The sequence below is a fragment of the Gulosibacter sp. genome (genome assembly GCF_052090685.1).
Taxonomy (GTDB): domain Bacteria; phylum Actinomycetota; class Actinomycetes; order Actinomycetales; family Microbacteriaceae; genus Gulosibacter.
Window position 1 is genome coordinate 1 of sequence record NZ_JBQDBE010000025.1, and the last position, 26,379, is coordinate 26,379.

At 60.4% G+C, this 26,379-nt stretch carries 24 protein-coding genes and 1 tRNA gene; 7 read left to right on the forward strand and 18 right to left on the reverse strand.

From position 1 onward, the window contains the following. Positions 1 to 520: 520 nt before the first annotated feature. A complete protein-coding gene (locus ACTHXA_RS13525; RefSeq protein ID WP_441673254.1) occupies positions 521 to 2,836 on the reverse strand; it encodes a YhgE/Pip domain-containing protein in 2,316 nt (771 codons plus the stop codon). Further along, the gene (locus ACTHXA_RS13530; protein WP_441673256.1) at positions 2,833 to 5,769 is read right to left on the reverse strand and encodes an MMPL family transporter; all 2,937 of its coding nucleotides are present in this window, start codon (positions 5,767 to 5,769) and stop codon (positions 2,833 to 2,835) included. The genes ACTHXA_RS13525 and ACTHXA_RS13530 overlap by 4 nt, the downstream gene beginning before the upstream one ends. Before the next feature lie 209 nt (positions 5,770 to 5,978). Here ACTHXA_RS13530 and ACTHXA_RS13535 point away from each other — a divergent pair, with 209 nt between their 5' ends. Both ACTHXA_RS13535 and ACTHXA_RS13540 read left to right on the forward strand, forming a co-directional pair. Further along, positions 5,979 to 6,179, forward strand: a complete 201-nt coding sequence (locus tag ACTHXA_RS13535; RefSeq protein ID WP_441673258.1) for a hypothetical protein — start codon at positions 5,979 to 5,981, stop codon at positions 6,177 to 6,179. A 128-nt stretch (positions 6,180 to 6,307) separates the two neighbouring features. Continuing rightward, positions 6,308 to 7,360 carry a hypothetical protein gene (locus ACTHXA_RS13540; protein ID WP_441673260.1) on the forward strand — a complete coding sequence of 351 codons (1,053 nt, stop codon included), beginning with the start codon at positions 6,308 to 6,310 and terminating at the stop codon, positions 7,358 to 7,360. Between the two features lie 136 nt (positions 7,361 to 7,496). On the opposite strand, the gene ACTHXA_RS13545 is transcribed toward ACTHXA_RS13540, so the two are convergent. From ACTHXA_RS13545 to ACTHXA_RS13565, 5 genes are all read right to left on the reverse strand, one after another. Then, positions 7,497 to 8,174: a vitamin K epoxide reductase family protein gene (locus tag ACTHXA_RS13545; RefSeq protein ID WP_441673262.1), complete on the reverse strand. Its 678-nt coding sequence runs from the start codon at positions 8,172 to 8,174 to the stop codon at positions 7,497 to 7,499. 3 nt (positions 8,175 to 8,177) lie between these two features. After that, positions 8,178 to 9,047, reverse strand: coding sequence for a thioredoxin domain-containing protein (locus tag ACTHXA_RS13550; protein ID WP_441673264.1), 870 nt, complete (start codon positions 9,045 to 9,047; stop codon positions 8,178 to 8,180). A 106-nt stretch (positions 9,048 to 9,153) separates the two neighbouring features. Then, a complete protein-coding gene (locus ACTHXA_RS13555; RefSeq protein ID WP_441673266.1) occupies positions 9,154 to 10,518 on the reverse strand; it encodes an FAD-binding protein in 1,365 nt (454 codons plus the stop codon). Between the two features lie 104 nt (positions 10,519 to 10,622). Then, positions 10,623 to 11,669, reverse strand: a complete 1,047-nt coding sequence (locus ACTHXA_RS13560) for a LacI family DNA-binding transcriptional regulator (protein WP_441673268.1) — start codon at positions 11,667 to 11,669, stop codon at positions 10,623 to 10,625. Between the two features lie 70 nt (positions 11,670 to 11,739). Further along, positions 11,740 to 11,811, reverse strand: a tRNA-Lys gene (locus tag ACTHXA_RS13565). A 120-nt stretch (positions 11,812 to 11,931) separates the two neighbouring features. On the opposite strand from ACTHXA_RS13565, the gene bcp reads away from it, so the two are divergent. Continuing rightward, positions 11,932 to 12,417 carry a thioredoxin-dependent thiol peroxidase gene (gene bcp, locus ACTHXA_RS13570; RefSeq protein WP_441673270.1) on the forward strand — a complete coding sequence of 162 codons (486 nt, stop codon included), beginning with the start codon at positions 11,932 to 11,934 and terminating at the stop codon, positions 12,415 to 12,417. Positions 12,418 to 12,429: 12 nt separating this feature from the next. Here the strand turns inward: bcp and ACTHXA_RS13575 are convergent, their stop codons facing one another. Continuing rightward, positions 12,430 to 12,825 carry a hypothetical protein gene (locus ACTHXA_RS13575; RefSeq protein WP_441673271.1) on the reverse strand — a complete coding sequence of 132 codons (396 nt, stop codon included), beginning with the start codon at positions 12,823 to 12,825 and terminating at the stop codon, positions 12,430 to 12,432. A 185-nt stretch (positions 12,826 to 13,010) separates the two neighbouring features. Between ACTHXA_RS13575 and ACTHXA_RS13580 the strand changes: the two genes are divergently transcribed. Beyond that, complete coding sequence (locus ACTHXA_RS13580; protein WP_441673273.1) at positions 13,011 to 13,259, forward strand: WhiB family transcriptional regulator; 249 nt, start codon at positions 13,011 to 13,013, stop codon at positions 13,257 to 13,259. 142 nt (positions 13,260 to 13,401) lie between these two features. Here ACTHXA_RS13580 and ACTHXA_RS13585 read toward each other — a convergent pair whose 3' ends face one another. The 3 genes from ACTHXA_RS13585 to ACTHXA_RS13595 are packed head-to-tail and all read right to left on the reverse strand — an operon-like array spanning position 13,402 to position 17,093. Continuing rightward, positions 13,402 to 14,937, reverse strand: coding sequence for a sensor histidine kinase (locus ACTHXA_RS13585; RefSeq protein ID WP_441673275.1), 1,536 nt, complete (start codon positions 14,935 to 14,937; stop codon positions 13,402 to 13,404). Positions 14,938 to 14,946: 9 nt separating this feature from the next. Then, positions 14,947 to 16,473, reverse strand: a complete 1,527-nt coding sequence (locus ACTHXA_RS13590) for a nucleotide-binding protein (protein WP_441673277.1) — start codon at positions 16,471 to 16,473, stop codon at positions 14,947 to 14,949. Between the two features lie 2 nt (positions 16,474 to 16,475). After that, entirely contained in the window at positions 16,476 to 17,093 is a 618-nt protein-coding gene (locus ACTHXA_RS13595) for a hypothetical protein (protein ID WP_441673279.1), read from the reverse strand. 124 nt (positions 17,094 to 17,217) lie between these two features. Between ACTHXA_RS13595 and ACTHXA_RS13600 the strand changes: the two genes are divergently transcribed. Beyond that, entirely contained in the window at positions 17,218 to 17,490 is a 273-nt protein-coding gene (locus ACTHXA_RS13600; protein ID WP_441673281.1) for a helix-turn-helix domain-containing protein, read from the forward strand. A 26-nt stretch (positions 17,491 to 17,516) separates the two neighbouring features. Here the strand turns inward: ACTHXA_RS13600 and ACTHXA_RS13605 are convergent, their stop codons facing one another. Beyond that, positions 17,517 to 18,116: a hypothetical protein gene (locus ACTHXA_RS13605; RefSeq protein WP_441673283.1), complete on the reverse strand. Its 600-nt coding sequence runs from the start codon at positions 18,114 to 18,116 to the stop codon at positions 17,517 to 17,519. A gap of 180 nt (positions 18,117 to 18,296) precedes the next feature. On the opposite strand from ACTHXA_RS13605, the gene ACTHXA_RS13610 reads away from it, so the two are divergent. Beyond that, positions 18,297 to 18,821 carry an Rv3235 family protein gene (locus ACTHXA_RS13610; protein WP_441673285.1) on the forward strand — a complete coding sequence of 175 codons (525 nt, stop codon included), beginning with the start codon at positions 18,297 to 18,299 and terminating at the stop codon, positions 18,819 to 18,821. 12 nt (positions 18,822 to 18,833) lie between these two features. Here the strand turns inward: ACTHXA_RS13610 and ACTHXA_RS13615 are convergent, their stop codons facing one another. The 3 genes from ACTHXA_RS13615 to ACTHXA_RS13625 all read right to left on the reverse strand — a co-directional run bounded on the left by ACTHXA_RS13615 (position 18,834) and on the right by ACTHXA_RS13625 (position 23,475). Next, the gene (locus tag ACTHXA_RS13615; protein WP_441673287.1) at positions 18,834 to 19,568 is read right to left on the reverse strand and encodes a tyrosine-protein phosphatase; all 735 of its coding nucleotides are present in this window, start codon (positions 19,566 to 19,568) and stop codon (positions 18,834 to 18,836) included. 8 nt (positions 19,569 to 19,576) lie between these two features. Further along, positions 19,577 to 22,633, reverse strand: coding sequence for a preprotein translocase subunit SecA (secA, locus tag ACTHXA_RS13620; RefSeq protein WP_441673289.1), 3,057 nt, complete (start codon positions 22,631 to 22,633; stop codon positions 19,577 to 19,579). A gap of 92 nt (positions 22,634 to 22,725) precedes the next feature. Continuing rightward, a complete protein-coding gene (locus ACTHXA_RS13625) occupies positions 22,726 to 23,475 on the reverse strand; it encodes a TetR/AcrR family transcriptional regulator (protein ID WP_441673291.1) in 750 nt (249 codons plus the stop codon). A 105-nt stretch (positions 23,476 to 23,580) separates the two neighbouring features. On the opposite strand from ACTHXA_RS13625, the gene ACTHXA_RS13630 reads away from it, so the two are divergent. Further along, positions 23,581 to 24,540, forward strand: coding sequence for an NAD-dependent epimerase/dehydratase family protein (locus ACTHXA_RS13630; protein WP_441673293.1), 960 nt, complete (start codon positions 23,581 to 23,583; stop codon positions 24,538 to 24,540). A gap of 19 nt (positions 24,541 to 24,559) precedes the next feature. Here the strand turns inward: ACTHXA_RS13630 and ACTHXA_RS13635 are convergent, their stop codons facing one another. The 3 genes from ACTHXA_RS13635 to hpf all read right to left on the reverse strand — a co-directional run bounded on the left by ACTHXA_RS13635 (position 24,560) and on the right by hpf (position 26,293). Beyond that, positions 24,560 to 24,889 carry a helix-turn-helix domain-containing protein gene (locus ACTHXA_RS13635; RefSeq protein WP_441673295.1) on the reverse strand — a complete coding sequence of 110 codons (330 nt, stop codon included), beginning with the start codon at positions 24,887 to 24,889 and terminating at the stop codon, positions 24,560 to 24,562. Positions 24,890 to 24,959: 70 nt separating this feature from the next. Next, a complete protein-coding gene (locus tag ACTHXA_RS13640) occupies positions 24,960 to 25,244 on the reverse strand; it encodes a type II toxin-antitoxin system RelE/ParE family toxin (protein ID WP_441673297.1) in 285 nt (94 codons plus the stop codon). A gap of 359 nt (positions 25,245 to 25,603) precedes the next feature. Next, on the reverse strand, positions 25,604 to 26,293 hold the full coding sequence (gene hpf, locus ACTHXA_RS13645) for a ribosome hibernation-promoting factor, HPF/YfiA family (protein ID WP_441673299.1): 690 nt from the start codon (positions 26,291 to 26,293) through the stop codon (positions 25,604 to 25,606). Positions 26,294 to 26,379: the final 86 nt, after the last annotated feature.

The window sequence follows — 26,379 nt, forward strand, 5'->3', positions numbered from 1 at the left end:
AAAATGGCATTAGACAATAAAAGTGCACACTGTTGAGTTCTCAAGAATCGGATACACTCTTCGCAGCCACCCAATATCTCTCGATATCTTCTGGTCTTTTGCTCGGAGGCAACTTCTCTAGCTTACATCAGATTTTCTACTGTGTCAAATCCGCTTTTCTGTGATGTGAATCATCAGATTTGGCGATTTGAGTTCTCGTCACCCTGCTGGGCATCGGAGTTGACTCGCTTTGACCGAGAGGCTGTTAGGCCCTGATGTCGTGTTGCCGTTTCGGGCAACTTGTATAACTTACAACTGTTTCTCTGGCCGTGTCAAATCCGCTTTTCTGTGATGTGAATCATCAGGATCTGCGAGTTGAGTGCTCTTCGTTCTTGGAACATCGGAGCTTGCTCGATATCTGACTCGGGCGGTGAGGCCCTGTTGTGAAGTTATGTTGCTGTCGTTTCCGGCAGCTGGATAAGCATAGGACACACTTTCGTGAAATGCCAAATCAGCCTTCCAAGTCGGGCACGTGCATGACTCAAACCCTGACTTGATCGGGCTTTGTTCCCTGCGCATTCAACGTATTCGCATCAACTCGTCTTTTCCTGGCAAGGACGATTGCGGTGATCGCCACGGCGATCACCGCAATAAGTACGAGCCCTGCCACACCCGAGAACACGGTGACCGCTGCGCCTCCGGCATAGATGGGTTGGAGTGCCGACACAATTTGGCTAAGCGGCATGAAGCCTGACACCGCGGCCACCCACTCCGCACTGAATTCGAGCGGGGTGAAGCCGCGCAGAAGCAGCAACTGCACCAGTAAGAGTGCTGCGGAAAACACCGTCGCAGTTCTTCGACTGAGGAGCGAGGCGAGCAGCAGATGCACAGCGGCGATGGCAAGGGTCGCAACAACGGCGATGAGGAACGTTCCCAAGAAGCCGAGCCACGGGGCACCCAAAAAAATATGCGCCGCTAATGACAGGGCTGCGGCGACAATCCCTACCGGAATCGTCAGCTTTCGTGCCGCAGTGAGCAAAATCGCCGATGTTTTGGCGCTCGACTCGAGCACGTCGTCGGCAACAACCCGCCGACGAGCCGCGGTAATCATCGCTGCGAGCCAGATTCCCACGGCTAGCCCAATGGCTCCGAGCACGCCACCGAACGTGGGGTCGTTTTGTGCCGTGGTTTCGGAGACGATCGGTTCAGACACCACGTCAGCAAAGGTCTGGGGATCTCCCACTGCGGTTGCCGCTTGATCTGCGCCGTCCTGAAGTCCCTGCGCCATGGTGCCGGCGCCGTCTTCGAGTTCGCCGATTCCGTCACCGAGTTCGCCGCCACCTTCGAGGAGTTCCTGTTGGCCATCGCTCAGCTCGCCCAACCCATCGGCCAATTCGCTGGAGGCGTCTCCGAGTTGGCTCGCGCCGTCCACGAGTTGCGGCCCACCGTCGATGAGAAGCGTTCCACCCTCAATGACCTGTTCGCCACCGGTGGTGAGTTCTTCAGACCCATCGATGAGTTGGTCGCCGCCACTGACGAGTTCACCGCCGCCAGCGGATAGCTGTTGCGCACCATCGTTGACTTGCGAAACGCCGTCCGTATACGCAGTGATTCCGTCCGCAAGTTGGCTGAGGCCGTCTCCAGCACCCGTGAGCGCACCGAGCCCGTCGATAGCGGCATCCAATTCTGTTTCGATTGTGCCGAGGTCAATTCCCGAGGTGTCGATTGCATCGCCGAGGGCCGCAAGTGAATCCCGGCAATCTTGCGCCGTGGAGGGATCAACGGCTTCAAGCTGTTCGCAATACCCGAGCAATGCACTCGGGTCGAATCCCTCGAGTCCACTAATCAGCGGTGCGAGCTGTTCGAGCTGTCCTGCAGCTTGCTCAATTTCTGGCCCATAGTCCCGGAGTTGCCCGGCCATTTCGTCGAGTTCATCCGCTGCAGTGCGCAGATCCCCAGAGTTGCTATCTAATTGATCCAGACCGTCCGCGAGCTCATCGACTCCATCGGCAAACGTCCCGACCCCGTCAACGTAGGTGGTGACACCGGTCGAATATTCGGATACGCCGCCCACATACTGGTTCACCCCGTCGATATAGGTTCCGACGCCGTCGGTGTACTCCTCGACGCCACCCCGCAAGCTGTCGACACCGCCCGAGAACTGCACCGCACCGTCGTGAGCCGAAGCAGTACCGTCGGCGAGTTGTTCACTGCCGTCCATGAACTGAGCGAAACCACTGTCGAGCTCGCCCACACCATCCCGGAGTTGAAATGCCCCGTCTGCTGCTTCTTGGAGGCCTTCAGCCGATTCGTTCAACCCGTCGGCGAGCCCCAAGGCAATTGAATTCGTGATGGTCTGGCCGAATTGCGCGGTGAGCCCCTCGAACACGTCCTGACTTACCGCGCCAGTGAGCCAGTCTTTCGATTGGTCGGTCGTGATGTCGATGCGGGCGCTGTGCGGCTCCCCGCCCGAGAGGGATGCGATGCTTTCGGAGAAGTCTTCCGGGATCGTGACCGAGACGAAGGCGTTACCGGCGTTAAGTTCTGATTGCGCCGTTTCTTCGCTCGCGAGTTGCCAATCAAATTGGTCAACGTTCTCCGTGCTGGTGAGCCAACTCACAAGCAGTCGACCCGCGACGATTTGTGTCTCGGAACCGTCCATATTCGCTTGGGTTGCGCCCTGATCGTTGTTGACGATGAGGGCCGGAAGCGTCCCGGTGCGCGCTTCGGCGCCACCGAGTGCCGCAAAATACATCCCGACGAGCGTGAGCGGTAAGAGCACCGCGAGGAGCAGATTCCGTGCTCGCGCCCCGGCGAAGCCAGTCGCGGCATTTCGGGTTCGGGTGCTTGCGCTCATGCTCTCGCGTCCTTTCCAATAACCAAGCCAGACAAATGATTGGCAGCATCCGGGGCGATACGAAGTTCATGCAGTGATCTACCGAGATCGCTGAGGTCAGATTCGGGTTGCTGCAGATCCACGGACTCTTCGACACCAATCACGAGCGTGGTATCGGTCTTGATCAGCCGCGTCACTGCGCGTACGACCGATACGACTAATGGAGCCGCCGAGTCTGTGTGCGCCATCGCACCAAAATCCAACACGAGCACTTCTGGCATTTCCACAATCGTCATTCCCGCGATCGCGACCGCGCGCGCGATCGGGTCCAGTGCATCCAATTTGCTTGCGGCACTCAGGCCGCCCGGGTGACCAATCGCGCGGAGTGCAGCATTGAGTTCGTCAATGACGAGGCGAATCTCCGACTCGGGGATTTCTGACCGCAGGGTGCTTCGTCCATAGGTGCCGTGCCTGCCGATTAATTGGCCGAGATTCAGCGAGCGCGTCCGGTCACTCATGCCATCCAAGTTGCTGATTCCAACCCGAGAAATGAGGCTGGCGCTGTCTCCCGGAACCGTTCGACCGAGGATCTGTGCCCGCCCGTCGACAGGGTCGATGCGTCCCGCAATCGTGGCCTCGAGAAGTCGGCGGGACGCCACGTCACCGTAAAGCAGCAGCAGTCCGCCTGCTGCAATCTCGCAGGTGACCGGCGTGCTCGGCGCGTGTTCATCGTCGACTCGAAGGTCCTCGAGCGCAATTGCTGCCTGATGGTCCTCGGCCCAGCGCGCCCGGTCGCGATACTCACGCAGTGCCTCACCTTCAATATCGAGATCGGGCAGGATGCGATCAAGCCAGGTTGGCAGCCGCCAGGCTCGTTCCCCAAACATCGACATGAGCGCCGGTACGAGTGTCATGCGCACCAGGAAAGCGTCAAAGGCGATTCCAGCGGCAAGTCCGAGCGCGATCACCTTAATTACGCCGGCGCCCTCGGGCACGAACGCAACGAACACGAAGAACATGATCAGCGCCGCGGCAGTCACGACGCGAGCCGCGTTCGAGAATCCCTCTTCAATCGCATCCCGTGCCTTGGCCCCGCGAACGTGTGCCTCGCGCATCCCGGAGACAAGGAAGACCTCGTAGTCCATCGCGAGTCCGAACACGATCGCCAAGAGAATGATCGGCAGGAACGCGATGATTGGGCCCGGCACGATGCCCATGAAGTCGCCGAGAATACCGTCTTGGAAAACGAGTACGACGACGCCGAAGGCGGCAAATGCGGAGAGCAAGAAGCTGAGTGCCGCTTTGAGTGGCACGAGCACCGAACGGAAGACCATCATCAGCAGGATGAAACTCAGCCCGACGACCACACCCGCAAAAGGCAGCAGTGCGTTGTTCAGCCGATCGGTGATATCGATTTGCACCGCCGTGGCACCGGTGACGGAGCTCACCGCACCGTACTCCGCCTCGATTTCGGGTGCGAGCGCTCGGATTGCCTCTACGGTGTCGAGAGTTGCGGGGTCCGCCGGCCCCGTGGTTGGAACGACCTGAATGATCGCGGAGTCGACGGTCATGTTCGGGATGGCGCCACCAGCGTCCGAGACTCCCTCGGTGTCGGCAACCAGGTCGCTGATTGCCTCGAGGTCTTCAAGCAGGGTCTCATTCGATACCTGTGTGATGTCGAGCATGACCAGGAGCGGGCCGTTCGTCCCCTCGCCGAAGTGCTCAGTGATGATGTCGTAGGAGTCTCGGGCTGTCGCACCCTCTGCTTCACTCTTGCCCGAGGGCAGCGACGTCTCCATGTGCAACGCGGGAAGCGAAAGGGCGCCGAGCAAGCCAACGACGAGGATGGCGAAAAGGATGGGGGCACGCAGTACCGTACGGACCCACCGCCGACCCATGGTCGGTTTGGCATTCTGTCCAGTCTCTCTACGCCACGCCCGCGTGCCCTGTTTTGGCCGCAGTTTTTCGCCGGCAAAGCCGAAGAGCGCGGGTAACAGGGTCAGGGATGCGAGCAGCGCCAGGAACACACCCGCGGCCGCCGCGATGCCCATTACCGAGAGGAAGGGGATGCCGACAATCACCAGTCCGAGTAACGCAACCATCACGGTTGCTGCCGCGAACGCCACAGCCGAGCCGGAAGTGCCCACGGAGGTTGCGGCGGATTCTTCTACGGCTTCACCTTTGGCGAGCTGGTTTCGGTGCCGCGACAAGATGAAGAGGGCATAGTCGATGCCGACTGCTATTCCGATCATGACGGCCAGGAGCGGGCTCGCGCTCGAGACAGTGATGAATCGGGTCACAAAGAGCAGTGCGCCCATCGTGGTACCAACCGCGACAAGTGCGGAAGCCAGTGGCAATCCAGCCGCCAGTACCGATCCAAAGGTCACGATCAGGACGATGGCGGCGAAGAGCACCCCAATGGCCTCCGTGATCGTCACGCCATATTCAATGTTCTGGTACAGCGTCCCACCAAACTCAACGGTGAGCCCGAGTGGTTCGAGAGTCTCCGCAATCTCAACGACCGCGGCTTTGTCCTCTTGCAGGTCGCTAATGATTTCGGTGTCGAACTGCAGCTGAATGATTGCTGCCTGACCGTCTTCGCTCAAGCTTCCGGTCGCGTATTCCGAATTCGGGTCCAGCGCCTGCGCCATGTGCTCGAGTTCGTTGAGCTCTTCTGTGACTGTAGAGATCGCTTCGCGATGATCGGCAATACTGCCGTCTTCCGCTTCAATGACAACTTGCGCGCTCGTCCCCGCCACTTCCGGGAACACCTCGCTCAGCCGGTCAAGGGCATCCTGCGACTCGGTCCCGGGAATCTCGAAGTCTTCTTTCATCTCGCCGCCGAAGCCGAGCCCCAGTCCGAGGGTGGCGGCAAGCAGCGCCATCCAAGAGATCAGTACCGGCCAGCGGTTGCGAAATGAAAATTTGCCGATCCGGTACAGAAGCAGCGCCAAGTGTTTTCCTCACCTAAGAACAAGCCCGTGGCGAGTGATTTTGCGCAGAACAATACCCAGTCCACAGTGCGATGCCCATAAAACTATCGCGAATGTCTGAGTGTGTCGCGGCTTCGCGAGTGTGTGTGGCCGACCTGCAGTTGACAGCAGCTACGCTGTTCCTATTGGCGATCATCGTCGGAAGATTTGCACTTAGCTAAGGAGCCCAGATGCGAAAGTACCTCCTCAACGGCGCACTTATCTCAGCAGTGTTCAGCATCGTGCCAACGATGAAGCGCGCGCAGGAAGCCCGCTCGCCTTGGACGACGGTAATGCAGTTCGTGCTTTGGGGCGCCACCGTTGCGCTTGCCGTACTCGCAGTGCGTGAGAACGCGGAAGCAGTCCGCGAAGAAGAGGCGCTCGAAGCCTAAACACCTCCGCGTCACACCAGTCGCGTAGCCGAAAACTTTCTGAGTACTCGGCCGAATATCCGTGTGGCGGCAGCAAAACTCCAGATCCCGGACCTAGGCTTCACGGAAGCCACGAAAGGGGTCTTCGGATGTTTGGCTGGTTCCGCAAACTTACACAGCGGACGACGGATGAGGAATTCGCACCGTCGTCCCCCTCGGACGCGCCGGAAGATACCGGCCTCGCTCCCGAGCAAAATCAACTTCCCACTCCGGCCGCACCAGCCGAGCCTTCGCGCACCCGCGGTCCGGAACCGGCACCCATTCGGCACGCGCAGCCACAGCGACGCGTACAGCCACAGCAATCGGTACCGCTCGAGGAGCAACTGGTCGAGGTGTACACGCCCGAGCCCATGCCTGAGCCACCGACGTTCGCACCGCCCGAGCCGGCAGCGGCTCCGGTGAACCAGGCGCCGGCGCCGCAGGCTCGCCCTGCACTCTCCGAGGCTTCGTCAGCGCGCAGTGTGCAGGAGATCGCGCAGCCGAAGAACGCTCGGCAGGAATTCGCACAACGTGAGTTCGCCCAAAACACACGTCCCGAGCCCGTGGTCGAATCGACGGTCACTCAGCCTGATGCTCCCGCCGAAACTCCCGTTGCGCAGACCACCGCAGCGCACGCACAAGCAGCCTCGGCGGTCACCGCGAACGATGCGCCTTCCGCCGAACTTGAAATCCAGGCCGAAGCTGAGCCAGAGTCCCCGCTCGAGGCGGAGTTTGACGGTCTTCTGTCGGCACCTTCGCCGCGACCGGCGATGCCCCTGAGCGCGCACCCAAATTTCGCGGGGCTTGGCCTGGCGAAATGGGAGCCGGTGGCACCACGACTGCTTGAGCCTGAGGCAGCACTGACCCCCGAGGCACAGGAACAGCTGCTCAAACTTTTTGACGACCTGTTTGGCCCCTGCGGACGGTATCGCCTCGAGTGGCGTACCGAACGTCACCCGGGCGATGACGCAATGTTTGCCGAGATCATGACCTCGGACTTGGTTCGCCGAGTCCAGAACACGATCGCCGACGTGGCCGAACTTGAACGGCCCACGCCGCCGAAGGCAATCGGCCCGGCGTTCCGGGACCGCGAAGAAGAAGTCCACGAGGAGTCCAGCGGCAGCGAGGACCAAGCCGCGGCCGAGTACCGCCGGGCAAGCTAGCGACTCGCGGGAGCTCGCAAGCCGCGCTCCCGCATCCGAAGACCCTAAAAGGCTCGGGCGAGGTGATGAAAATCACCTCGCCCGAGCCTTTTGCATAGGAGTTCACTCCGAGCCTGCCGGCAAGAATCGGTGGCAGCTAGATCATGGACAAGCGGATCGCATCCCACATACCCGCGAGCACCAAGCCGATCACTGCGAGGTACCAGATCACGATGACCACCCAAGCCCACTGCGTCAGGGCCCGGCCGGCCGGGATCGCGGCCTTACCGAGGCGGCCCTGCGCAAGATTACCGATGGTCGTAATCGACACCAGCGGAATTGTGAATGCCCAGATGATCATGCACCACAGGCACAGTGCGCGGAGCTGAAAACCGCTGAACCACTGTAAATAAGTGATCAGTACTGCGGCACCGATCAGTCCGATCTGCAGACAGATCCAGTACCAGTTCGGAAGCTTCGATCCGGTGAGCAAGACGACGCCTGTGACCACCGTGATCGTGAAGCAAATGAGACCGAGGATGATGTTCGGGAAGCCGAGGACGGCGCCCGCGCTCGAACTCATTGCCGGTTGGCAGGTCACGAACAGGTTGATGTCGCACACGAGTTGCGCATCGGGTTCCGTGAGTGAGTGCAGGTACTCGAGCGTGAGACTGAAGCTTGCAAGCAACCCAACGCCGCCAAAGACAATCAGTGCCCAGGCAAGGCCACGGTCCCGAAAAAGCCAGGGAAGTGGTGCCTCGTTTCCTGCCGCCGCTGCATCCGAGGGTTCGACTGTGTCGACCGTCTCGATGTCAGTGCTGTCGGCTGCGGCCATCGGTTATCCCGCCGGTGTTTCGACTGGGGTCTGCGCTGTCGTCTCTGCGGGAGTCTCTACGGCCGTCTCCGCAGGAGTCTCCACGGGCGCGGCGCTCGATGCCCCAACCAGTGCGCGGAGTTCGTCTCCGCTCGCGGGAAGCGTTTCCTGAAGTTCACCGTTGACGAGCACGGAAGGCGCGCCGTTGATGCCTGCACCGCGTGCATCGTTCGTCGAGTTGTTCAGCCACGCGGCGTAGTCACCGTTCTCGGCCGCCTCAATGGCTTCTTCCGAGGTCACGCCCATCGCGGGCAGCATCGCCGCGTAGTCGCCGTAGGTCATCGTCGATTGCTGTTCAGCGGGAACTGCGAACAGGCCGTCCATGACGGTGAAGAACAGCTCTGGCTGGTACTGCACGACCGCAGCAGTGGTTGCGCCTGCGAGCAGGCCGTACTCGCTCACGTAGCGGATCATGTGGAAGTTGACCTTGGTGTCACCGTCACCGATGATCTGCTGAATGTCACCGCCAATGGCTGCGTGGTAATCGACACAGTGCGGGCAGGAGTATTCGAAGTAGAAGTCGATCGTATTCGACGCATCCTCGTTGCCCACGACTATGCCGCTTTCTGAGGCGACGATCGGTACCTCAACCTGTTCACCGGCCGAGTTACTCACCGCAACGGTCCCAGAGGACTCGGGAATGTTTTCGTTGCCGAACCAGCGCGGCCCAAACACCACGAGGAGCACGATGCCGGCGATCACGACGATCGCGCCAATGACAATGCCGAGCTGAGTGAACATCCGGTTGCGACGCTTGCGCGCTTCTTCCTTTTGCCGAAGTGCGTTTGCTTCTTCGCGAAGCTTGCGGATGTGTTCGCGATCTTTAGTCGCCATAGTGCTGAGGTTTCCGTTTCAGATTGGTTCGTCGTCACGCAGCTGCAAAAATTAGTTAAGGATGCAACTGCCATGCAGCAGGGTACCTGGTCACCCCTTGGACTGACTAGTGGGCCAAGAGCCTGCGTAGGGCAGGGTTGTCGGTGCGTCCGTGTGGGTCCAAGTCAGTCCGGATGTGGCCAAAGTCACCATAGCGAGGCATTACGTACGCCGCCTCCGGACCATTGAGCGTGTGCCAGCCGCCCCAGTTGGGCAGCCCACCAAGGTCGATGAAGAGGTTCTCAGCCTCACGCAGTGCCTTTTCATTGTCCGAGGTGAAGTTCCCGGGAAGCTGCATGCAGACGGCCACGACATCTTGAGCATATGCGGGTGATAGCCAGACGCTGTCCCCGGCCACGAGTGAAATCCGCACATTTGCGGCGGCAAACTTCTTTTTGTCCTGGGCCACGAGCTGTTCAATCGCAGCAACTACTGCGCGAGCATTCTTGGTTGGAAACTGGTACTCAACTTGCAGCCCATAGTCCGCATCCCCACTAATCTGGCGCTTCGATCGCACACCTTCGCTGTCTCCGCGATCAAAGAGGTTCGCCACCCGATCAATCGTGGGCGCGAGGAAGGGCAAAAACTTCGCGAGTCGGGCGCGAACTCGCGATCGCTTCCGCGGCTTCGCTTCAAGTTCGGCGGGCGGTGTCTTGGCGGCGATGGCAGGCTGGTCTTCTTCGAGCCAGCCGACCGTCAAGAATGCCTGGTCGGTGTGCGGCCGCCAGTCCACGCGATAAAAATCAGTCTTTGCACGAGCCTCGGGAATATCAGCGATAAGTCGCTCAATGTCGCGACGCTTGCGACTCACCCGCAGCGCCTTATTGCGCCGGAATCGCACGGTGACCTCCGCAATTACGCCCAGCGCGCCCAAGCTGAGGCGTACCGCTGGCAGGTACTGCGTGTTGAGACGCTCAGAGATCGTGAGGACCTGTCCCTCTGTGGTAACGAGGGTGACACCGTAAATCAGCGCCGAGAAACTCGCTTCGCGCGGAGCGTAACCGTGGGCGCCGGTGGACACGGCACCGCCCAGCGTCGCTTCACCGTCGCCGGGAGCACCAACCATGGTGGCACCATATTTTTCGAGTTCGGCAACGGCTTCGTCCACCGTGGTGCCGGCGAGGAAGGTGGCCACCCCTGCCTTGTCATCAACCCGGACCATGCCGCGCAGCTGACTCGTGTCGATTTGCACGCCGCACGCTGCTGCTATGCCAGTGGTCGCAATGCCGGATCCGGTGGCGTGCAGTTGCTCACCATTGAGCGCCGCTTGCCGAACCGCAGCCACGATCTCGTTGACCGTTGACACTTTGACGATCCTGGAGGGAAAGCTGCTTGCCGTACCCGCGCGGTTTTCCCAACGCAGCCCGGTTCGTTCGCGAGAAACATCGGTACTCTGTGCGGCTTTCGTTGCGAGCCCGCTCGATGTGGTCACCAGTTCCGCCTTCCTAAGACTTGGCCTGCACCCATTCTGTCCGATTCCCGTGACCGCCACACAACAGACGGCCGTGTAATCAGGACTTTGGCGCTCATAGAACTCTACTCGGTGACGCGCTCCTCAAGTGGCGTCGCGGTGGATGCGCGAATCACCAAATCCACCGGACTCACCTCGACGAGGGGGTTGTCGGGAACTTCGTCGAGGACCCGAAGCATGAGTCTGAGGCAGGCAGCACCGAATTCTCGAGGATGCAGGTCCAGGGATGTGATCTCGGGTTCAGTAAAACTCAGCAGCGGCGAATCGGCAGCGCTTGCTAAGAGGAGATCACGACCGGGAGTCCGCCCCACCGCAGAAGCAGCCGCAAGCACCTCGAGCACAGTGCCGTCCGTCATGGAGATGATTGCGTCAATTGCGCGGTCGCGGACCAATTCGTCGGCAACCCCGCGCACCTCCGCCGCGCTGCCGGGAAAGCTGGTGTCGCGGATACGTGGCTTGATCCCACGAGATTGGCACCAGTTCACGTAGGCGGCTCGGGCCGAACTCGCCCAGTCGGTGGAACCGACCGGGGCGATCAACGCCGGGTTCTGCGCGCCCTGCACGGTGAGATGGTCGAGCAACTGTTGAAAGGTATTCGCGTGATCGCCGTGCACGATACCGCGCACCGCATCCGCAGGCGCGGGCGGCCGCTCCCCCGTCACCACCGGAATCTTCGCTTCCCCAGCATCCCGCAGCATCGGATCGTCCTGTTGGGGGTCAAAAACCACCAGACCGTCGACCTCGGCCATTGAATTTGCCGCGTGTTCCCCCGCCATAACGGCCACGAGTGTTCCCGATTCGCGGGCAGCATCCACAGCCCCGAAGGTCACATCCATGTAGTAGCCGCGTTTGCTCGCATTGGGCGGCAAACACAGTCCGATGATGCCGGAGCGCTGCGTACGCAAATTACGTGCGGCGCGATTCGGTCGATAGCCGAGTTCCGCGGCGGCTTGTCGCACCCGTTCGCGAGTGGCTTCGGCGACGCGCCCTCGATTCGTGAGCGCAAAGGATGCCGCCGACCGCGATACCCCGGCGAGATCCGCGACATCCTGCAATGTCACCACCGAACGACGACTCGCTGCCCGAGCCGAAGCATCCTCGTCGAAAGCCATACTGAAAAGCTAGCACCAACGAAAATGCTCCGGGCCACAGCAGAATTCTGCTGTGGCCCGGAGCTTCACGTGCGCCCCCCGGGGCTCGAACCCGGAACCCATTGATTAAGAGTCAATTGCTCTACCATTGAGCTAGAGGCGCCTGCCGCAGTCGCGACTGAGCGAGCTTAGCACCATTCCCTCACGGCGCGCAAATCATTTCTCGCGAAGCACTCACGACCCGCAGTGCACAATGGAACGGTTACCGATCTTAGGAGCCGATTTGACGAAGAACCCAGCTGAAACTGCTCGACTGCAGCCCGGCGACACCGCACCGTCGTTCACGCTAGAGAACCAGGATGGCGAGAAAGTTTCACTCGCCGACTACGCGGGTCAGCAAGTCGTGTTGTACACCTATCCGCAGGCATTTACGCCAGGATGTACGAAGGAAGCGTGTGACTTCCGCGACAGCGAGGCTCGCCTCACGGCCGCGGGCTACACCGTCCTCGCGGTGTCTTCTGACCCGATTGAGAAGCTCAAGCGATTCAAGGATGAAGAGCAGCTGCCGTTCACCTTGCTCAGCGATCCGGACCACAAGGTGCAAGAAGCGTACGCAGCTTACGGTGAAAAGCAGAACTACGGTCGCACCTATGTCGGGGCGATCCGGTCGACGTTCCTCATCGATGGTGATGGCAAGATCATCGAGGCGCTCTACAACGTCAAGGCAACAGGTCACGTGGACCGCGTCTTGAAGAAGCTCGCGGCCTGAGCCGCGGTTCGATCAGCGGCGCCGCAGGTGTTCGGTGGCGGTGGGGTGGAAGAGCAGCACCAAGACCACAAGTGACACCAACGCGAGCGCCCAGCCGAGGACCTGGGCGATATCGCCCTGCAGGATCACCACCGCCACCGCTGTCTGCAGCACTTGCCAGACGATTCCTGCACTGCGCGCCCAGGTCTGGCCGCGAAGTATTCCAAGTGTGACTGCCGCCAGAAATGCGGCGCCGATTGCAGCCAAGATGACGAGCGCGATCGAGGTTGCCACCGAGAGTGCGGGCTGGGTGATCAGTTCGTAAATAAGAAACCCGGCAACACCGATCATCATGATCGATTCGAGCCCAATCAGTGCCGTTAGCACCAAAATGGGCCACTGTGGGGCCACTTTTGCGTGTTCGCTCATGGCGCCTCCGAAAACATTTTCCTTGAACCGCGTGCAACGGCGTGGCAAGATAATACTCCAGATCATGACAACAACCGCTGAGTTCCGTATTCCTCAGATTTCAGCGACGGCAAGTTGTCTCGCAGCTCCCAATTCGGAGCTATTTTCTCGTGCGCGATCTTCGCGTAGACAAGGAGCACCATCCCATGGATTGGCGTGACAGTGCAGCATGCCTCGAGTACGACCCCGAGCTTTTCTTTCCTGTAGGAAATACCGGGCCAGCACTCGAGCAGATTGACTCGGCGAAAGCAGTGTGTGGCCGCTGCCGAGTAACGGAGCAGTGCCTCCAGTACGCACTCGACACCAATCAGGATTCTGGAGTGTGGGGTGGCCTCTCCGAAGATGAGCGCCGCGCACTTCGCCGCCGCGCCGCACGCGCGCGCCGCGCTTCCTAGCGAGCACTAGCGACTTTCGAGCCAAATGAAGTGGGATGAGCCTGGCTCATCCCACTTCAGTTTGTGTTCCAAGCACCTCCGCAGATTCGTGCGCGGTTGTGCGCGTGGGCCTGGCTCGGTTTCGATCTCGACCAGTTTCGGCCTAGATCGTGTCGACAGGTTCGGTGTTTGAGGTCACGCCCCAGCGCTTCGGGATGCGGATCCCAACTTTCGTTCCCTCGTCCGGAACCGAGTGCCAGCCAATCGTCCCCGCGAGTTCCCCTTCAACCAGGGTTCGCACGATCTGGGTGCCAAGTCCCTTCCCCTCGTGCCCGCCGACCATCCCACGGCCGTTGTCGCGAACTTCGATTTCGAGGAAGTCTTCTTCCCGCTTGACCTCGACAATCACATAGCCGTCGGTGTCATCATCGCCAAAACCGTGCTCCACGGCATTGGTCACGAGCTCTGTGAGTGCAAGCGCCAGCGGAGTGGCGTATTCGCTCGGAACCGACCCAAAGGTGCCGCTGAGTTCTGGCCGAATGCGCGCCATCCCCTCACCACCAGCCACTTCGGTTGCAAGTCGCATGACTCGAAGAAATACCTCATCGAATTCAACGGACTGCGAGAATCCGCCAGAAAGGGTGTCGTGTACCACGGCAATTGAGGAGACCCGGCGCATTGCTTGTAGCAGTGCCTCTCGAGCTTCCTCAGAGCGTGCGCGGCGCGCCTGGATGCGCAGGAGCGCCGCCACGGTCTGCAAGTTGTTCTTCACCCGGTGGTGAATCTCGCGGATCGTGGCGTCCTTGGTAATCAGCTCTTGTTGTTGGTGCCGCACCTCGGTGGTGTCACGACACAGTAGTATCGCGCCGAGTCGCGTGCCCTGTCGGTGCAGCGGGATCGCCCGCATCGTCACATTGACCCCGCGTGCATCCACGTCGGTCATCCAGGGTGCGCGACCGGTCACCACTAACGGCAATGCCTCGTCCACGGAGACATGTCGTTTGTCGTCAACAAGGGTCGAGGCGACATCGGCAAATATTTCACCTTCAAGCTCTCCGCCGAAGCCGAGCTTATTCATCGCCGAGAGCGCATTCGCGCTCGCAAAGGTCACTACCCCGTCCGGGTTCAGGCGAATGACGCCATCGGATGCGCGGGGGGCACCTTGGCGGGGGAAGTCCGGAGCATCGGGGTCGGGAAATTCTGCGGCCTCGATCATTGCGAAGAGGTCTTCGGAGATTTCTCGGAAGGTGAGTTCTTGTCGGGTGAGGTGACGGGGGCCCGACAGGTTGGTGTGTCGTGTCACCACCGCGATGGGTGATTCCGAGCGGACGCTCTTGCCATCTTCCAATCGCATCGAATACACCGGCGTGATCGTGAGCTGAGCGGGGATCTCGTCAAACCAGTCGGGGGCTGAGGATCGAAGCGTGGTGCCTGATTGATAGGCGCGCTCGACTTCTTCTGCCCACTGCTCCCGAATTTCTTGGCCGATGAGGTCTCGGTAAAACAGTGTGGGCGCACCAGAAGGACGCACCTGACCGACCGCGACGAAAGTGTTCGCATCATTGCGAACCCAGAGCACGAGGTCGGCGGTTGCCAGGTCGGCGAGCAGCTGCCAATCGCTGATGAGCCACGCGAGCCAATCGCGATCAGAGGCACCAAGGGTGCTATAGCGCTGGATGAGATTGGTAATGCTGGACACGCACCAAGCCTACGAGACTCCAACTGGCAATTTTGCACTTTCGATCACGAGTCGCTCTGCAAGTGCTCCCAGTTGGCGACTAAATTGCGAGCGCGGCGCCGCATCCAGAATCGAAATTGCCCCGGCAATCGCCCGGTCAGCTGCCTTGGGATCGTTCGGCAGCATCGCAACCTCTTCGATGCCGCCAAATCGCCGCAGGACCTGACGAATCTGCGCAGCCGCGTCCACGCCGGAGACGCTCCCGCGCATCCGATTCACGACCGTTGCCACGTGACAGCGCGGACCGACACTTTCCATCAGTTGTGACTGGGCACGGAGGAATCGCTGGATGCCCAGCGGTGTGGCATCTGCGAGCGCCAATACGACATCGCTGAACTCGAGTGCGGTGTGGGTCGAAGCGTTGCGGCGAGGTGCGGCAACATCACTGAGAATCTCTTCATCACGCTCGAGGCTGAATCCCACATCGACAATCACAATCTCGGCTTCTTGACGGGCTTGGTCGATCACACCGCGCACGCGTGCGCGGCTCAGTTCCGGCCAACGTTCCGGATTCACGATGCCGCTGAGCACCCGAATCGTTGCGGAAAGCGTCTTCACCTGCGAAGACACACGCTCGAACTCCGTCGAGTTCAATGCGTCCGCGCCCGCGAGACGACAAGCAGCGGCAAGCCCCGGTGCTTCATCCGATATTCCGAGCAGCTGGGCCACTGCACCACCGTAGGGATCGGCATCAATCAGCACGACCGACCTACCCCGGTTTGCGTATGCCGCCGCGAGTGACAGGGCGATACTGGTTCGTCCTGGTGAACCGTACGGGCCCCAGACCGTGATGACCTTTCCCTGCTGGTGTGGCATCGCATCCGGACTGGCTATTGCTGGTGCAGGATGCTGGCCTGCGGCGGGCACAGTGTCGCGGGGGTCGGGATTTTGCGATCCGAATCGGCATCGCTGTGGTCTCGGTTGTCGCGGTACATCATTGTCGACGCTTTGGTCTCTGTTGGGCAGGTTCGCCGACTGGCGCTTATTGCGCTTCTGGTTTTTCTCTTGATTGCGGCGGTCCCGGCGAGACAGTGGCGGGGTGGGATTCACTGGCCCGTGATCCCCCGCGACAGCAATGTCCATTGGCCCCGTAACAGCGGTTGTTCCCGAGGTTCCTTCGAACTCTGCCCCAGTCCCATCGGGTGCCGTTGTGTGCGCTGATGCTGAGACTCCTACCAGCGCTTCGAGCTCGGGCCACTCGACCCCCGCATCCAGTCGGTCAACTACGCCCAACGCGAGCGTATTTCTGCGTTCAACCTCATCGCCCATGAGTACAAGGATGCGCGATCCCGCGGAGTCGCAGGCGTGGAGGCTCCGAGCATTGAGAGTTTCCGGGCCTCCCTGTGCGATTACCGTATCGGGGCGCAATCGCGTGACGGATTCAATCAAGGCATCGGCACCGGCAACGCGATCCACGACGTCGTGGCCGGAAACGAGTATGCCTTCGAGAAGCCTTGCTTCGATATCGAAATCCAGGGCAAGCAGTATGCGTGCCATCGCTATTCCCCGACCGACTGATAGACGGGAATGATCTGCAGCTGTGCACCGTTGGTCGTGGCGGTGAGCACTTCGGCAAGCTCGCTGTCGGGGATACGAAGTTCCACCTCGACCTGACCGCTATGCACGAGCTGCTCCGATTCAAGGACGCGAACCACATGCGCTTGCTGTACGAGCACCACCGGTGTGCCATAGGTCCCGGGGCGCTCCCCCGGCGCCGCCGACCACAGCTCAACGGCAGTACCGGTGGAGACATCTTCCGGCAAGGCACCGCCAATCGTTACGACCACGGAGGCCGAGGTATCGTCGGCAACGCCGAGCGCACTCATCGGAATCAGCTCCCCCGCACCAATTGGTCGTGTGGTGATCACCGCGCCTTCCGGCACCGCATCCGTTGTGAGGTAGAGGCTGTTGGTCGCCGACACCGGAACCTCGACGACGGCAAGTTGCTCCACTGCAAGGCCATCGCCCTGAGCGATCGGTGCTGCTGCGGCATAAATCGAAACGGTTTGCTTCGCCGAGGACACCACCCAGATCACGCCGAGCACCGAAGCCAACACGAGGAAGCTTCCGATCAGCAGGCGTGGATCGATACGAAATCTGCGCTGAGGTGATGTCATGGAAGCTCCGGATCTGGACGGGATATCGAACGGGTTCGGGAATCATGTTGCCGGATATCGAATGACTCGCCGGGAGTTATCCACAGGCAGCGCAGTCCGAGTTGGGAAGATGAATAATATTCACATGCCAGCGAACTCCGCTCACCACTTTGAGCGCTTCCTTACGCTCGCCGACGTCGCCGACATTCTCAATGTCGAACTCGACGTGGCGCGTTCCCTGGTCGAATCAAACGAGCTTGCGGCAATTCGAATCGGCCGGGTAGGCCAGTGGCGAATCGAGCAGCGCGTGCTTGAGGACTACATCCAGGACCAATACGAGCGCCAGCGCCGAGAAGCGCTCTTTGCCGAATCGCAATTCGACGATATCCCCGAGCTTTCCTTCCCTGGGGAAGACTGAGCCACTCGAGACTGAGCCGTTCGCAGCTAGTCGGTCCACACGCGAATGAGTGTCACATCCGCAAGCGGAATCAACCGATACGTTGCTACGTGACGTTCACGCCGAGGGGTATCGACATCGTGCACCGCCAGGTCGATGTGGTCCCGCCCCACCCGATCGATCGTGCCGTACACGGTTCCCAGCACCGTAGTGAGTTCGCAGCGACTGCGCCTACGCGCGAGGTCGCGAAGCGGGATGCTGATGCCAAGCCTGCCGGTAACGGACCCCGGACGTTCCGGTAGCGGTTCGAGCGAGCGCGTGATCTGCTCACGACTGAGCGTGACCGCCCCGATGCCGGCAAGCGGCACGATGCACGCACCAAAATTGCGTTCTGCACCCACTAGGTCGGCGCCAAACCAATCCGCACCAAATTCTGCCGGGCGAATCTCGACGCGTTCGCCGGTGTGCAGCTGCAGGCCGATCTTTTCGTGAGGTGCGATCGCTCGGTCGAGCGCCGCGAGTCGATCGCGAAGCGTGAGCCGCGTGACGCGCAGTCGTTCCTCATCGATGGCGGCGCGTCGACGCTCCTCTTCGAGGCCCGCGTCGAACTGGCTCGCGAGGTCATCGAAGAGTTCGTTCCAGCGCACGTCCACATTGTGAGGCACGAGACATCATTCTTCGCCAAGTTATCCACAACACGCCAAATTCAGATGATGTTGTCCACAGTTCAAGAAAAGTTTCCATTGGACCCCGCGTTTCGCGGTTCAATAATCACGAATTGGTATACCGACCAACGTTGGTGCGGCCCGAAAGGCAGTCATTAGTCAATGTCCAGTCAATCTCACTCTACCCGTTCCATATCCACCGCAATCGAAACTGTGCAGACCCCTTCGGCAGCCGATATTCCCGCTCCCGCGAAACCCACGCTCCGTGTGGTGGCAAAAACACACGAAGAGCCGCGAAAAGAGTGTCTCGGTGAAGGCGTCCTGACCGGAGGACAAGTCGCCTCCTCGCTGCCGAATCCCGAGCAGCTCCTGCGGAACCTCGGGCGCAGCGTATTTGAAGCAATGGCTGGGGTACGGGAAGTAGAACAGATGGCGCGCTGGATCGCACCGGATGTGTACTCGGGCATCCTCGCTCGTGCCCAGCATGCCGCACGCGCGCGTCGTGTTCGTGGCCGGAGCATGCGTCGCCCAATGATCGAAACTCGATCATGCCACTGGCAGTCACCGCGCCCCGGTGTGGTTGAGGCGACGGTCTTGATTGATCTCGGCACACGTGTGCGAGCAGTTGCCATTCGGCTCGAGGTCTTCCGAGGCCGCTGGCGGGCCGAGCGCCTCAACGTGCTGTAGGCGCCATTCACACTAGGACGCGACGAGCCAATCTGCCGCGCGGTCAATCATCCGTTCGGTCACGCCCTTGTCGGCGAGGAACGCTCGCTCATCAAATTCAGCGAGAAACGCCTCCAGCGCCGTCCGCCGTGAGCCAACGAGTTCCGCAAGCGATTCCTCCGGCTGCCAGGATTCATAGGGATGCGAGCGGCCGCGATGGCGTTCATTCACGGCACGCACGGCAAGCTCATCCTGCTGCAGTAGCGCTTCTCGATCGGCACCCTGGGTGAGTAGCGTCACGGTACTCACAAGCCCGGTGCGGTCGCGTCCGGCGGAGCAACACACAAGCGTGCCGGGCCCGTTCCCAAGGACTTCCGCGACTGCCTTCGCCACGCGGTCCCCGAACATCTCGAGAAAGTCGAGATATCCGGATGGGTGATTCATGTACGGCTGAAATCGTTTCTTGAAGGCGGGATCGCTGGGGTCTTCCACCGGGACGAAGCGGTATTCAATCCCCGCGGACTCCGCGTGTTCCGGTGCGCCACCCGGCTCACTCGGATCCCGAAGATCGATAATCCGCCGGACACCATCCTGCGCGGCGGCGGTAAATCCCGCCGCATCCCACGCCTCTGGCTTCCCTGAGCGAAATAGTGCTCCTTGACGGATGGCACCGCCGGTAACCGGCAGCCCGGCGAATTCACGCGCGTTGAACGCTCCCGGCCAAGCAAAATCTTGGCCGGTGACCAGTCGCCCGGTCGATTGCTCCATCACGAAGCCTATGACTTCGAGTTGCCCGAGGGCTTCGATCCCGCAGGTTTCGACGAGGAAGGCTTAGTGCTAGCTGGCTTGGGCTTTGTGGCGCCCGCAGCGCTCTGATTCGTTTTCTGGCCAAAGGCCCCCACCGAGGCCTTCTTCTGTGCGGATGCCCGGGCCTGCTCGCGGGCCAGGTCCGCAGCAGATCGGGTTTGGCCAGCGGCGTGCTTCGCCGGGTTCCCCGACTTCGCCTTGGCCTTTTTCGCGGCAACCTTCGGTGGCGTCTTAGCTCCGGGTTTGCTGCCGGCGATCGTGCCGGCCGGTGCGGGGTCGGCCTCGGCCCGTGCTTCGCGGAGTGCCGAAGCGGTGCCCTGCGACATTTCCTTGCGGATCGCGGCACGCGTGGCACTCGCATTCTCGCGACCAGAGCCGTCAGTGACGCGAACATTGCCCTGTTGGTCGGCGGCCGAGTAGTTGAGCTTCTGCTGCGGCTGCTGCTCGAGCCCCTTGGCCTGAACGTGCACGTGACGCTTCTTCGAGCCGTCTTCCGCTTCCACTTCGTGCACCTGCACGTCGAGGTTCATCAAGAATCCGATCGATTCTTCACGAACGCCACCGAGCATCTGCTGGTACATCTCGAAGCCTTCGCGCTGGTATTCAACCAGCGGATTGCGCTGTGCCATCGCGCGCAGGCCAATACCGTCCTTAAGGCTATCCATCTCGTAGAGGTGGTCGCGCCACTTACGGTCGATGACCTGCAAGACCACCTTGCGCTCCAATTCACGCATCGCGGATTCGCCGAGCAACTCTTCACGGTTCTCGTACGCAATCTTCGCGTCCGCACGGACTTCTTCGATGACGTCTTCCGAGGTGATGCGGCTTTCGCCGTACTCCTCGATGATTTCCTCAATCGTCACGGTCATCGGGAAGAGCTGCTTGAGGTCAGTCTCGAGCGCCTCAATATCCCACTCCTCCGGTGTCCCGGCGAGGGTGTGCTCGTTCACGATGTCGGTAAGCGCCCCCTTAAAGAAGCTCCTTACCTTGTCAGCCAGATCATCGCCCTCGAGAATCGCGCGGCGGTCGGCGTAGATTGACTCGCGCTGCTCATTGAGCACGTCATCGTATTTCTTGACGTTCTTACGGATCTCCGCGTTCCGCGATTCGACCTGCGTCTGCGCTTTGCGGATCGCGCCCGAGACGATGCGCGATTCGAGCGCCATATCATCCGGGGTGTTGTCGTTATCCATAATGGCCCGCGCTGCACCCGTGTTGAACAGTCGCATGAGGTCATCGGTCATTGACAGGAAGAAGCGGCTCTCGCCCGGGTCACCCTGTCGGCCGGAACGACCGCGCAGCTGGTTGTCGATACGACGCGATTCGTGGCGTTCGGTACCGAGCACGTACAGTCCACCGAGCTCAGCGACTTCCTCGGCCTCTTCCTTGACTTCCGCTTTGACGCGCTCGAGCACCTCGGACCACTTGGCCTCGTACTCCTCCGCGTTTTCTTCGGGGTCGAGCCCGAGTTCAGTCATCTCAGCAACCGCGATGAACTCGGCGTTACCACCGAGCATGATGTCGGTACCGCGGCCGGCCATATTCGTAGCAACGGTGATGGCGCCCTTACGTCCGGCCTGCGCAACGATCGCGGCCTCACGAGCGTGGTTCTTTGCGTTGAGTACCTCGTGCTTGACGCCGCGACGGGCGAGCAGCTTCGAGAGATATTCGCTCTTCTCTACCGAGGTCGTACCGACAAGCACCGGCTGCCCGGTCTCGTAGCGTTCCACGAGGTCTTCGACGACCTGGTCGAACTTCACCTTCTCGTTCTTGTAGACGAGGTCAGACTGATCGATACGCGCGAGCGATTTATTCGTGGGAATCGGGATCACACCGAGTCCGTAGGTGGACTGGAATTCCGCAGCCTCGGTCTCTGCAGTACCGGTCATGCCCGAGAGCTTGTCGTACATGAGGAAGTAGTTCTGCAGCGTCACGGTCGCCAGCGTCTGGTTCTCGGCCTTGATTGTGACGCCCTCTTTGGCTTCGATCGCCTGGTGCAGACCCTCGCTGTATCGACGACCCGCAAGGATACGACCGGTGTGCTCATCAACGATGTTCACTTCGCCGTTCTGCACAACATACTGCTTGTCGCGAGCGAAGAGTTCCTTCGCCTTGATCGCGTTATTCAGGAAGGAAATGAGCGGAGTATTTGCCTGCTCGTAGAGGTTGTCGATACCAAGCGCATCCTCAACCCGATCAATACCGGGCTCGAGGATACCGATCGTGCGCTTCTTTTCGTCGACCTCATAGTCGCGTTCATCCTTGAGCCGTTTCGCGATTTTCGCGAACTCGGTGTACCAGCGGTTTACATCTCCGGATGCGGGGCCCGAGATGATGAGCGGGGTACGGGCTTCGTCGATCAGGATCGAGTCAACCTCGTCAACAATCGAGTAGTAGTGACCACGCTGCACGCAGGATTCGACGGAGGCGGCCATGTTGTCGCGCAGGTAGTCGAAGCCAAACTCGTTGTTGGTGCCGTAGGTGATGTCGGCGGCATACTGTTCGCGGCGCTGTGCGGGTGTCAGGCCAGACACGATGCAGCCGGTCTTCATTCCGAGCGCACGGAACACTCGGCCCATGAGATCGGACTGATAGGAGGCGAGGAAGTCGTTCACCGTAATCACGTGAACACCCTTGCCCGGAATCGCGTTGAGGTATGCGGCGAGGGTTGCGACTAACGTCTTACCTTCACCGGTCTTCATTTCAGCAATATTGCCGTCGTGCAGGGCGCCACCACCCATGAGCTGCACGTCATAGTGCCGCTGCCCGAGCGTGCGTCGTGCGGCTTCGCGGACCGCGGCAAAGGCTTCCGGGAGCAGTCCGTCGAGGATGTCCTTATCGGACTTACCCGCTTCAGATTCCTCCTGATACCGTTCGCGGAAGTCCTCGGTCATTTCGCGCAGGTCGTCATCGTCAAGCTCTTCGAATCCCTCTTCGAGCTTGTTCACATCCTTCGCCATGCGCTCGAGACGACGAATCTGCCGACCCTCGCCAAATCGCAGCATTTTTTCGAGGATTGAAGCCAAACCGATCTCCTGACAAATCTACAGATGGGGCCAGACCCCAATACATCGCATCATCGTACTTCGCCAGGCTTAAATTCGTTGTGGATGCGTTGCTAATTCAGCGCGAGAATTTGGGCCTGGCAGCGGAGCACGTGCTCGAGATAGGCGGCTCCGGATTCCATACTGTCACGATAGTGACCGTTGAGTTCAAAGGAAATACTCCCGATCAACTCGGTCCAGGAGCGAATCACGGCGATAATGACGGAACTCGCGACTCGCTCGGGCGACTCGCTCAGCGACTTGGCGATCAGCCATTGGCGAACTCGGTCAATATCCGCGGCAAGCGCTGGGGTCAAGTCGGGTTCGGACTCCGGGGCCGGCTCCTGTCCGGAAAAGGCAGACTCCCTCGCGAGCAGAGTCACAAAGGCTTCGATGAGTCGTGTCGCCGTGCTTAGCGTGCGCAGTGGTGCGTCATAACCGATCACCGGAGTGCCGTAAATCAGCGCGAACTCGTGTGGATGCGCGATGGCCCAGTCTCGCGCGGCCATGCCACCACTGACCCATGCAGTAGCCCCGCCCGATCCCTCCTGCTCATAGGCGGCGGCAATGCCTCGTTCCACTGCCTCGCCGATCGAGTCGTAGGCGTCGATGATGAGCTCGGTCAGTAGGTCATCGCGGCCGTCGAAATAGCGATAGAGCGCGCCGACAGTCACCCCGACCTCACGAGCCACGGCACGCATCGACAGCGAGCCCGGCCCCACGCTGGCCAGTTCACCACGTGCAGCCTCGAGGATGCGCTCACGCATTGGCGCATTGCCAGCTTTCTCGGCATCGGCGGGTGCAACACGATCTTGTTCGCTCACGTTTTACCTCAATTCCACGATCACTATTGACAGGCGTGAACACTGTTCACCATACTAGATATGCAAGCGTGAACACTGTTCACTATCGGTCAGTAGGAGGCCATTATGTCCCGCATCACCGTCATCGGCGCCGGCCCACTCGGTCGTGCCACTACCCGAGCACTTCTGGATCGCGGCGACGAGGTCACCGTTGTCACCCGCTCCGCCACAGTGATTCCTGGAGCAAGCGCTGTCGCCGTCGACATCACCGCACCAGGGAGCACCAGCCAGTTCCCCGACTCTGACGCAATTGTGGCCTGCTGCAATTTCCCCTACGGCGCCTGGCACCGGCACTGGCCACCGGCGATTGAGAACCTCATCGCCGCGGCCAAACAGCAGGATGCGACGCTCGTAATCGCGGGCAATCTCTATGCCTACGGGGAATCCGCGACACCGTTCAAAGAGAGTGATGAGTTTCGGGCGAACTATCGCAATGGTCGCGTGCGCGCGGCAGTGTGGAAAGCAGCCCTCGAAGCCCACACCGAAGGGCGCATCCGTACGGTCGAGGTGCGCGGCAGTGACTATATCGGCCCACACACCGGCGAGAACGCGCACGGCGGCGAACGGCTACTTCGTCCCGCACTCGAAGGCAAGACCGCATCCATCGTCGGAGATCCTGACCAACTGCATACCTGGACCGCCGTGAGCGATTTCGGTGCGCTCCTCGCGCGTGCGACGACCGACTCCCAGATGTGGGGCCGCCCCTGGCATGTTCCGAATGCGCCGGCGTGCACGATCAGAGAACTTGCGGCACAAGCACTGGAAATCTCAGCGGACGAAAACAGAATCCCCGTCAGCGCTCCCCCACGGATCCGAAAAATGCCGCGAGCGCTGCTGAGCATCCTGTCGCTCGTTAGCCCGGCAATGGCAGGGATTCGTGACGCGGCATATCAGTTCGACGCGCCATTTCTTGTCGATGATTCGGATGCGCGTACGCAGTTGGGAGTGACGCATACGCCGCTCCGGGAGACGCTCACCGAAGCGGTCCGCGCACTCTCGCATCACCGGCAGCCGGAAACTGCCTAAGTTCAGAGGACCGCAGGACCTAATCCTGCGGGGATAACAGGAGCTTTCGGTTGCCGAATGTGGCAGTGACTTCGACGGTACCGCCGAGTGCTTCAACGTAGGACTTGAGAGTGGCGAGCCCAGAACGGTCGAGATCCCCGGCTTCTAATGCAGAGATCGTGGGTTGCGTGATGTCCATGCGATCGGCGAGTTCCTTCTGGGTAACTCCTTGCTCCTCACGGATCTCGCGAAGCCTGTAAGCGCGCTCTTCGGCTGCCATCCGTGCCACATGCTCGGCAACGGCATCATCCTCGATGGGACGCTTGGCACGAACGTCACTCCATGCGGCGGTCTTCGTCTTGCTGCTCATGTCACTCCTCATCGTTCATTAGCCACTCATCGAACCTGTCATCGGCTATCGGAATGTTCTCGCGGTACCACTACTTCCACTTGCCAGCCTTGTCTCCAGCGACGAGCAAGATCGCTCTGCGCTTCGGATCGAAAGCGAACAGAATCCTGATTTCACTACGCCCGGCCGAACCGGGCCCCAGTTCCTTCATGTTGTAATGCCGAGAACCCTTAATCCGATCAGCGGTCGGCCTCCCAAGCGTGGGCCCGTTAGTCTCCAGCCGTGATATCGCTGCCGCGACCAAGTTGTAGGTCTCGTCATCCAGCCCAAGGACCCACGTCTCAACATCCAGCCAGAGTCGAACATCCCATGACATATCACCAGTATAGACCATAGGCAATATCGATTGAAGGCTATGTTGGCTAGCACGCCGCACGGTCCACGAGATTTCCAAGTAAGACCGCTGTGCTCCATGCAAATCCCAACTAGTTCCAAGTTTCAAAGCAGCGTGGTGTTGCCGCACTCGGCGTCCCGCCGCGACCTGAAAAAGTGCCACGGGATGGATTTTGCCGGGCGTGTCGTCGCGTGTCGCGCCCATCGTGGCACTTTTTCAGAACGGCGAGCTGGAGCAGAACCAAAACGGCGAGCTGGGGCGTACCAAAAACGGTGGCCCTCCGATATTCGGAGGGCCACCGTGAGTAGTTCAGTCAGCAGCGGTTCACGCTGCAACTGGAGTTACTGGACGACAGCGGAAGCGGTCGATTCCTCAGCGACCGCAGCCTCATCTTCATCACCGAGCGCGATGACACCGTAGTCCCAACCACGACGACGGTAGACCACAGCGGGTCGATCCGTGTCCGCCTCAATGAAGAGGAAGAAGTCGTGACCCAGCAGTTCCATGTGGTCCACTGCCTCATTGGGGGTCATCGTCTTGGGCGCGAACACCTTTTCACGAATCACAATGGGGCTGTAGTCCTCATAGCCGTCACCGTCCGATTCAACTGCGGCGGCGGGAACGGCCCTGCCCGAAACGACGTCAATAATGCCCGTATCTGCGGGAACGATGTCGAGTTCCGCAAAGTCACCTGCTGTTGCTTCGGCAAGGCTCTGGCCACGGTGAGCCTTCTTCTTGTCCTTCGCACGGCGCAAGCGTTCGACGAGTTTGTCGAGAGCGATGTCGAAAGCTGCGTATTTGTCGCCAGCTTCGGCCTCCGCACGGATCGTCGGGAAGGGCCCGAAGATCGTGATCTCGACTTTTCCTCGATCGAGGTGGTTGCCAGCGCGGTCAGTGCGGCGCTTAACTTTCACCTCGACGGACTGGGCTCGGCCGGAGAGTTGCTGCACCTTCGCAGTGACTTTTTCATCCGCATACTCGCGAAATCGGTCGGGAATTTCGGTGTTTCGGCCGCTGATGGTGACGTCCATCTCACCCTCCTCTATTGGAACTCGGGTGCGGAATATTGAGCCACACCCGGTCTGGAATGTGTGTGTCTTTCCATCATATGCGTCGT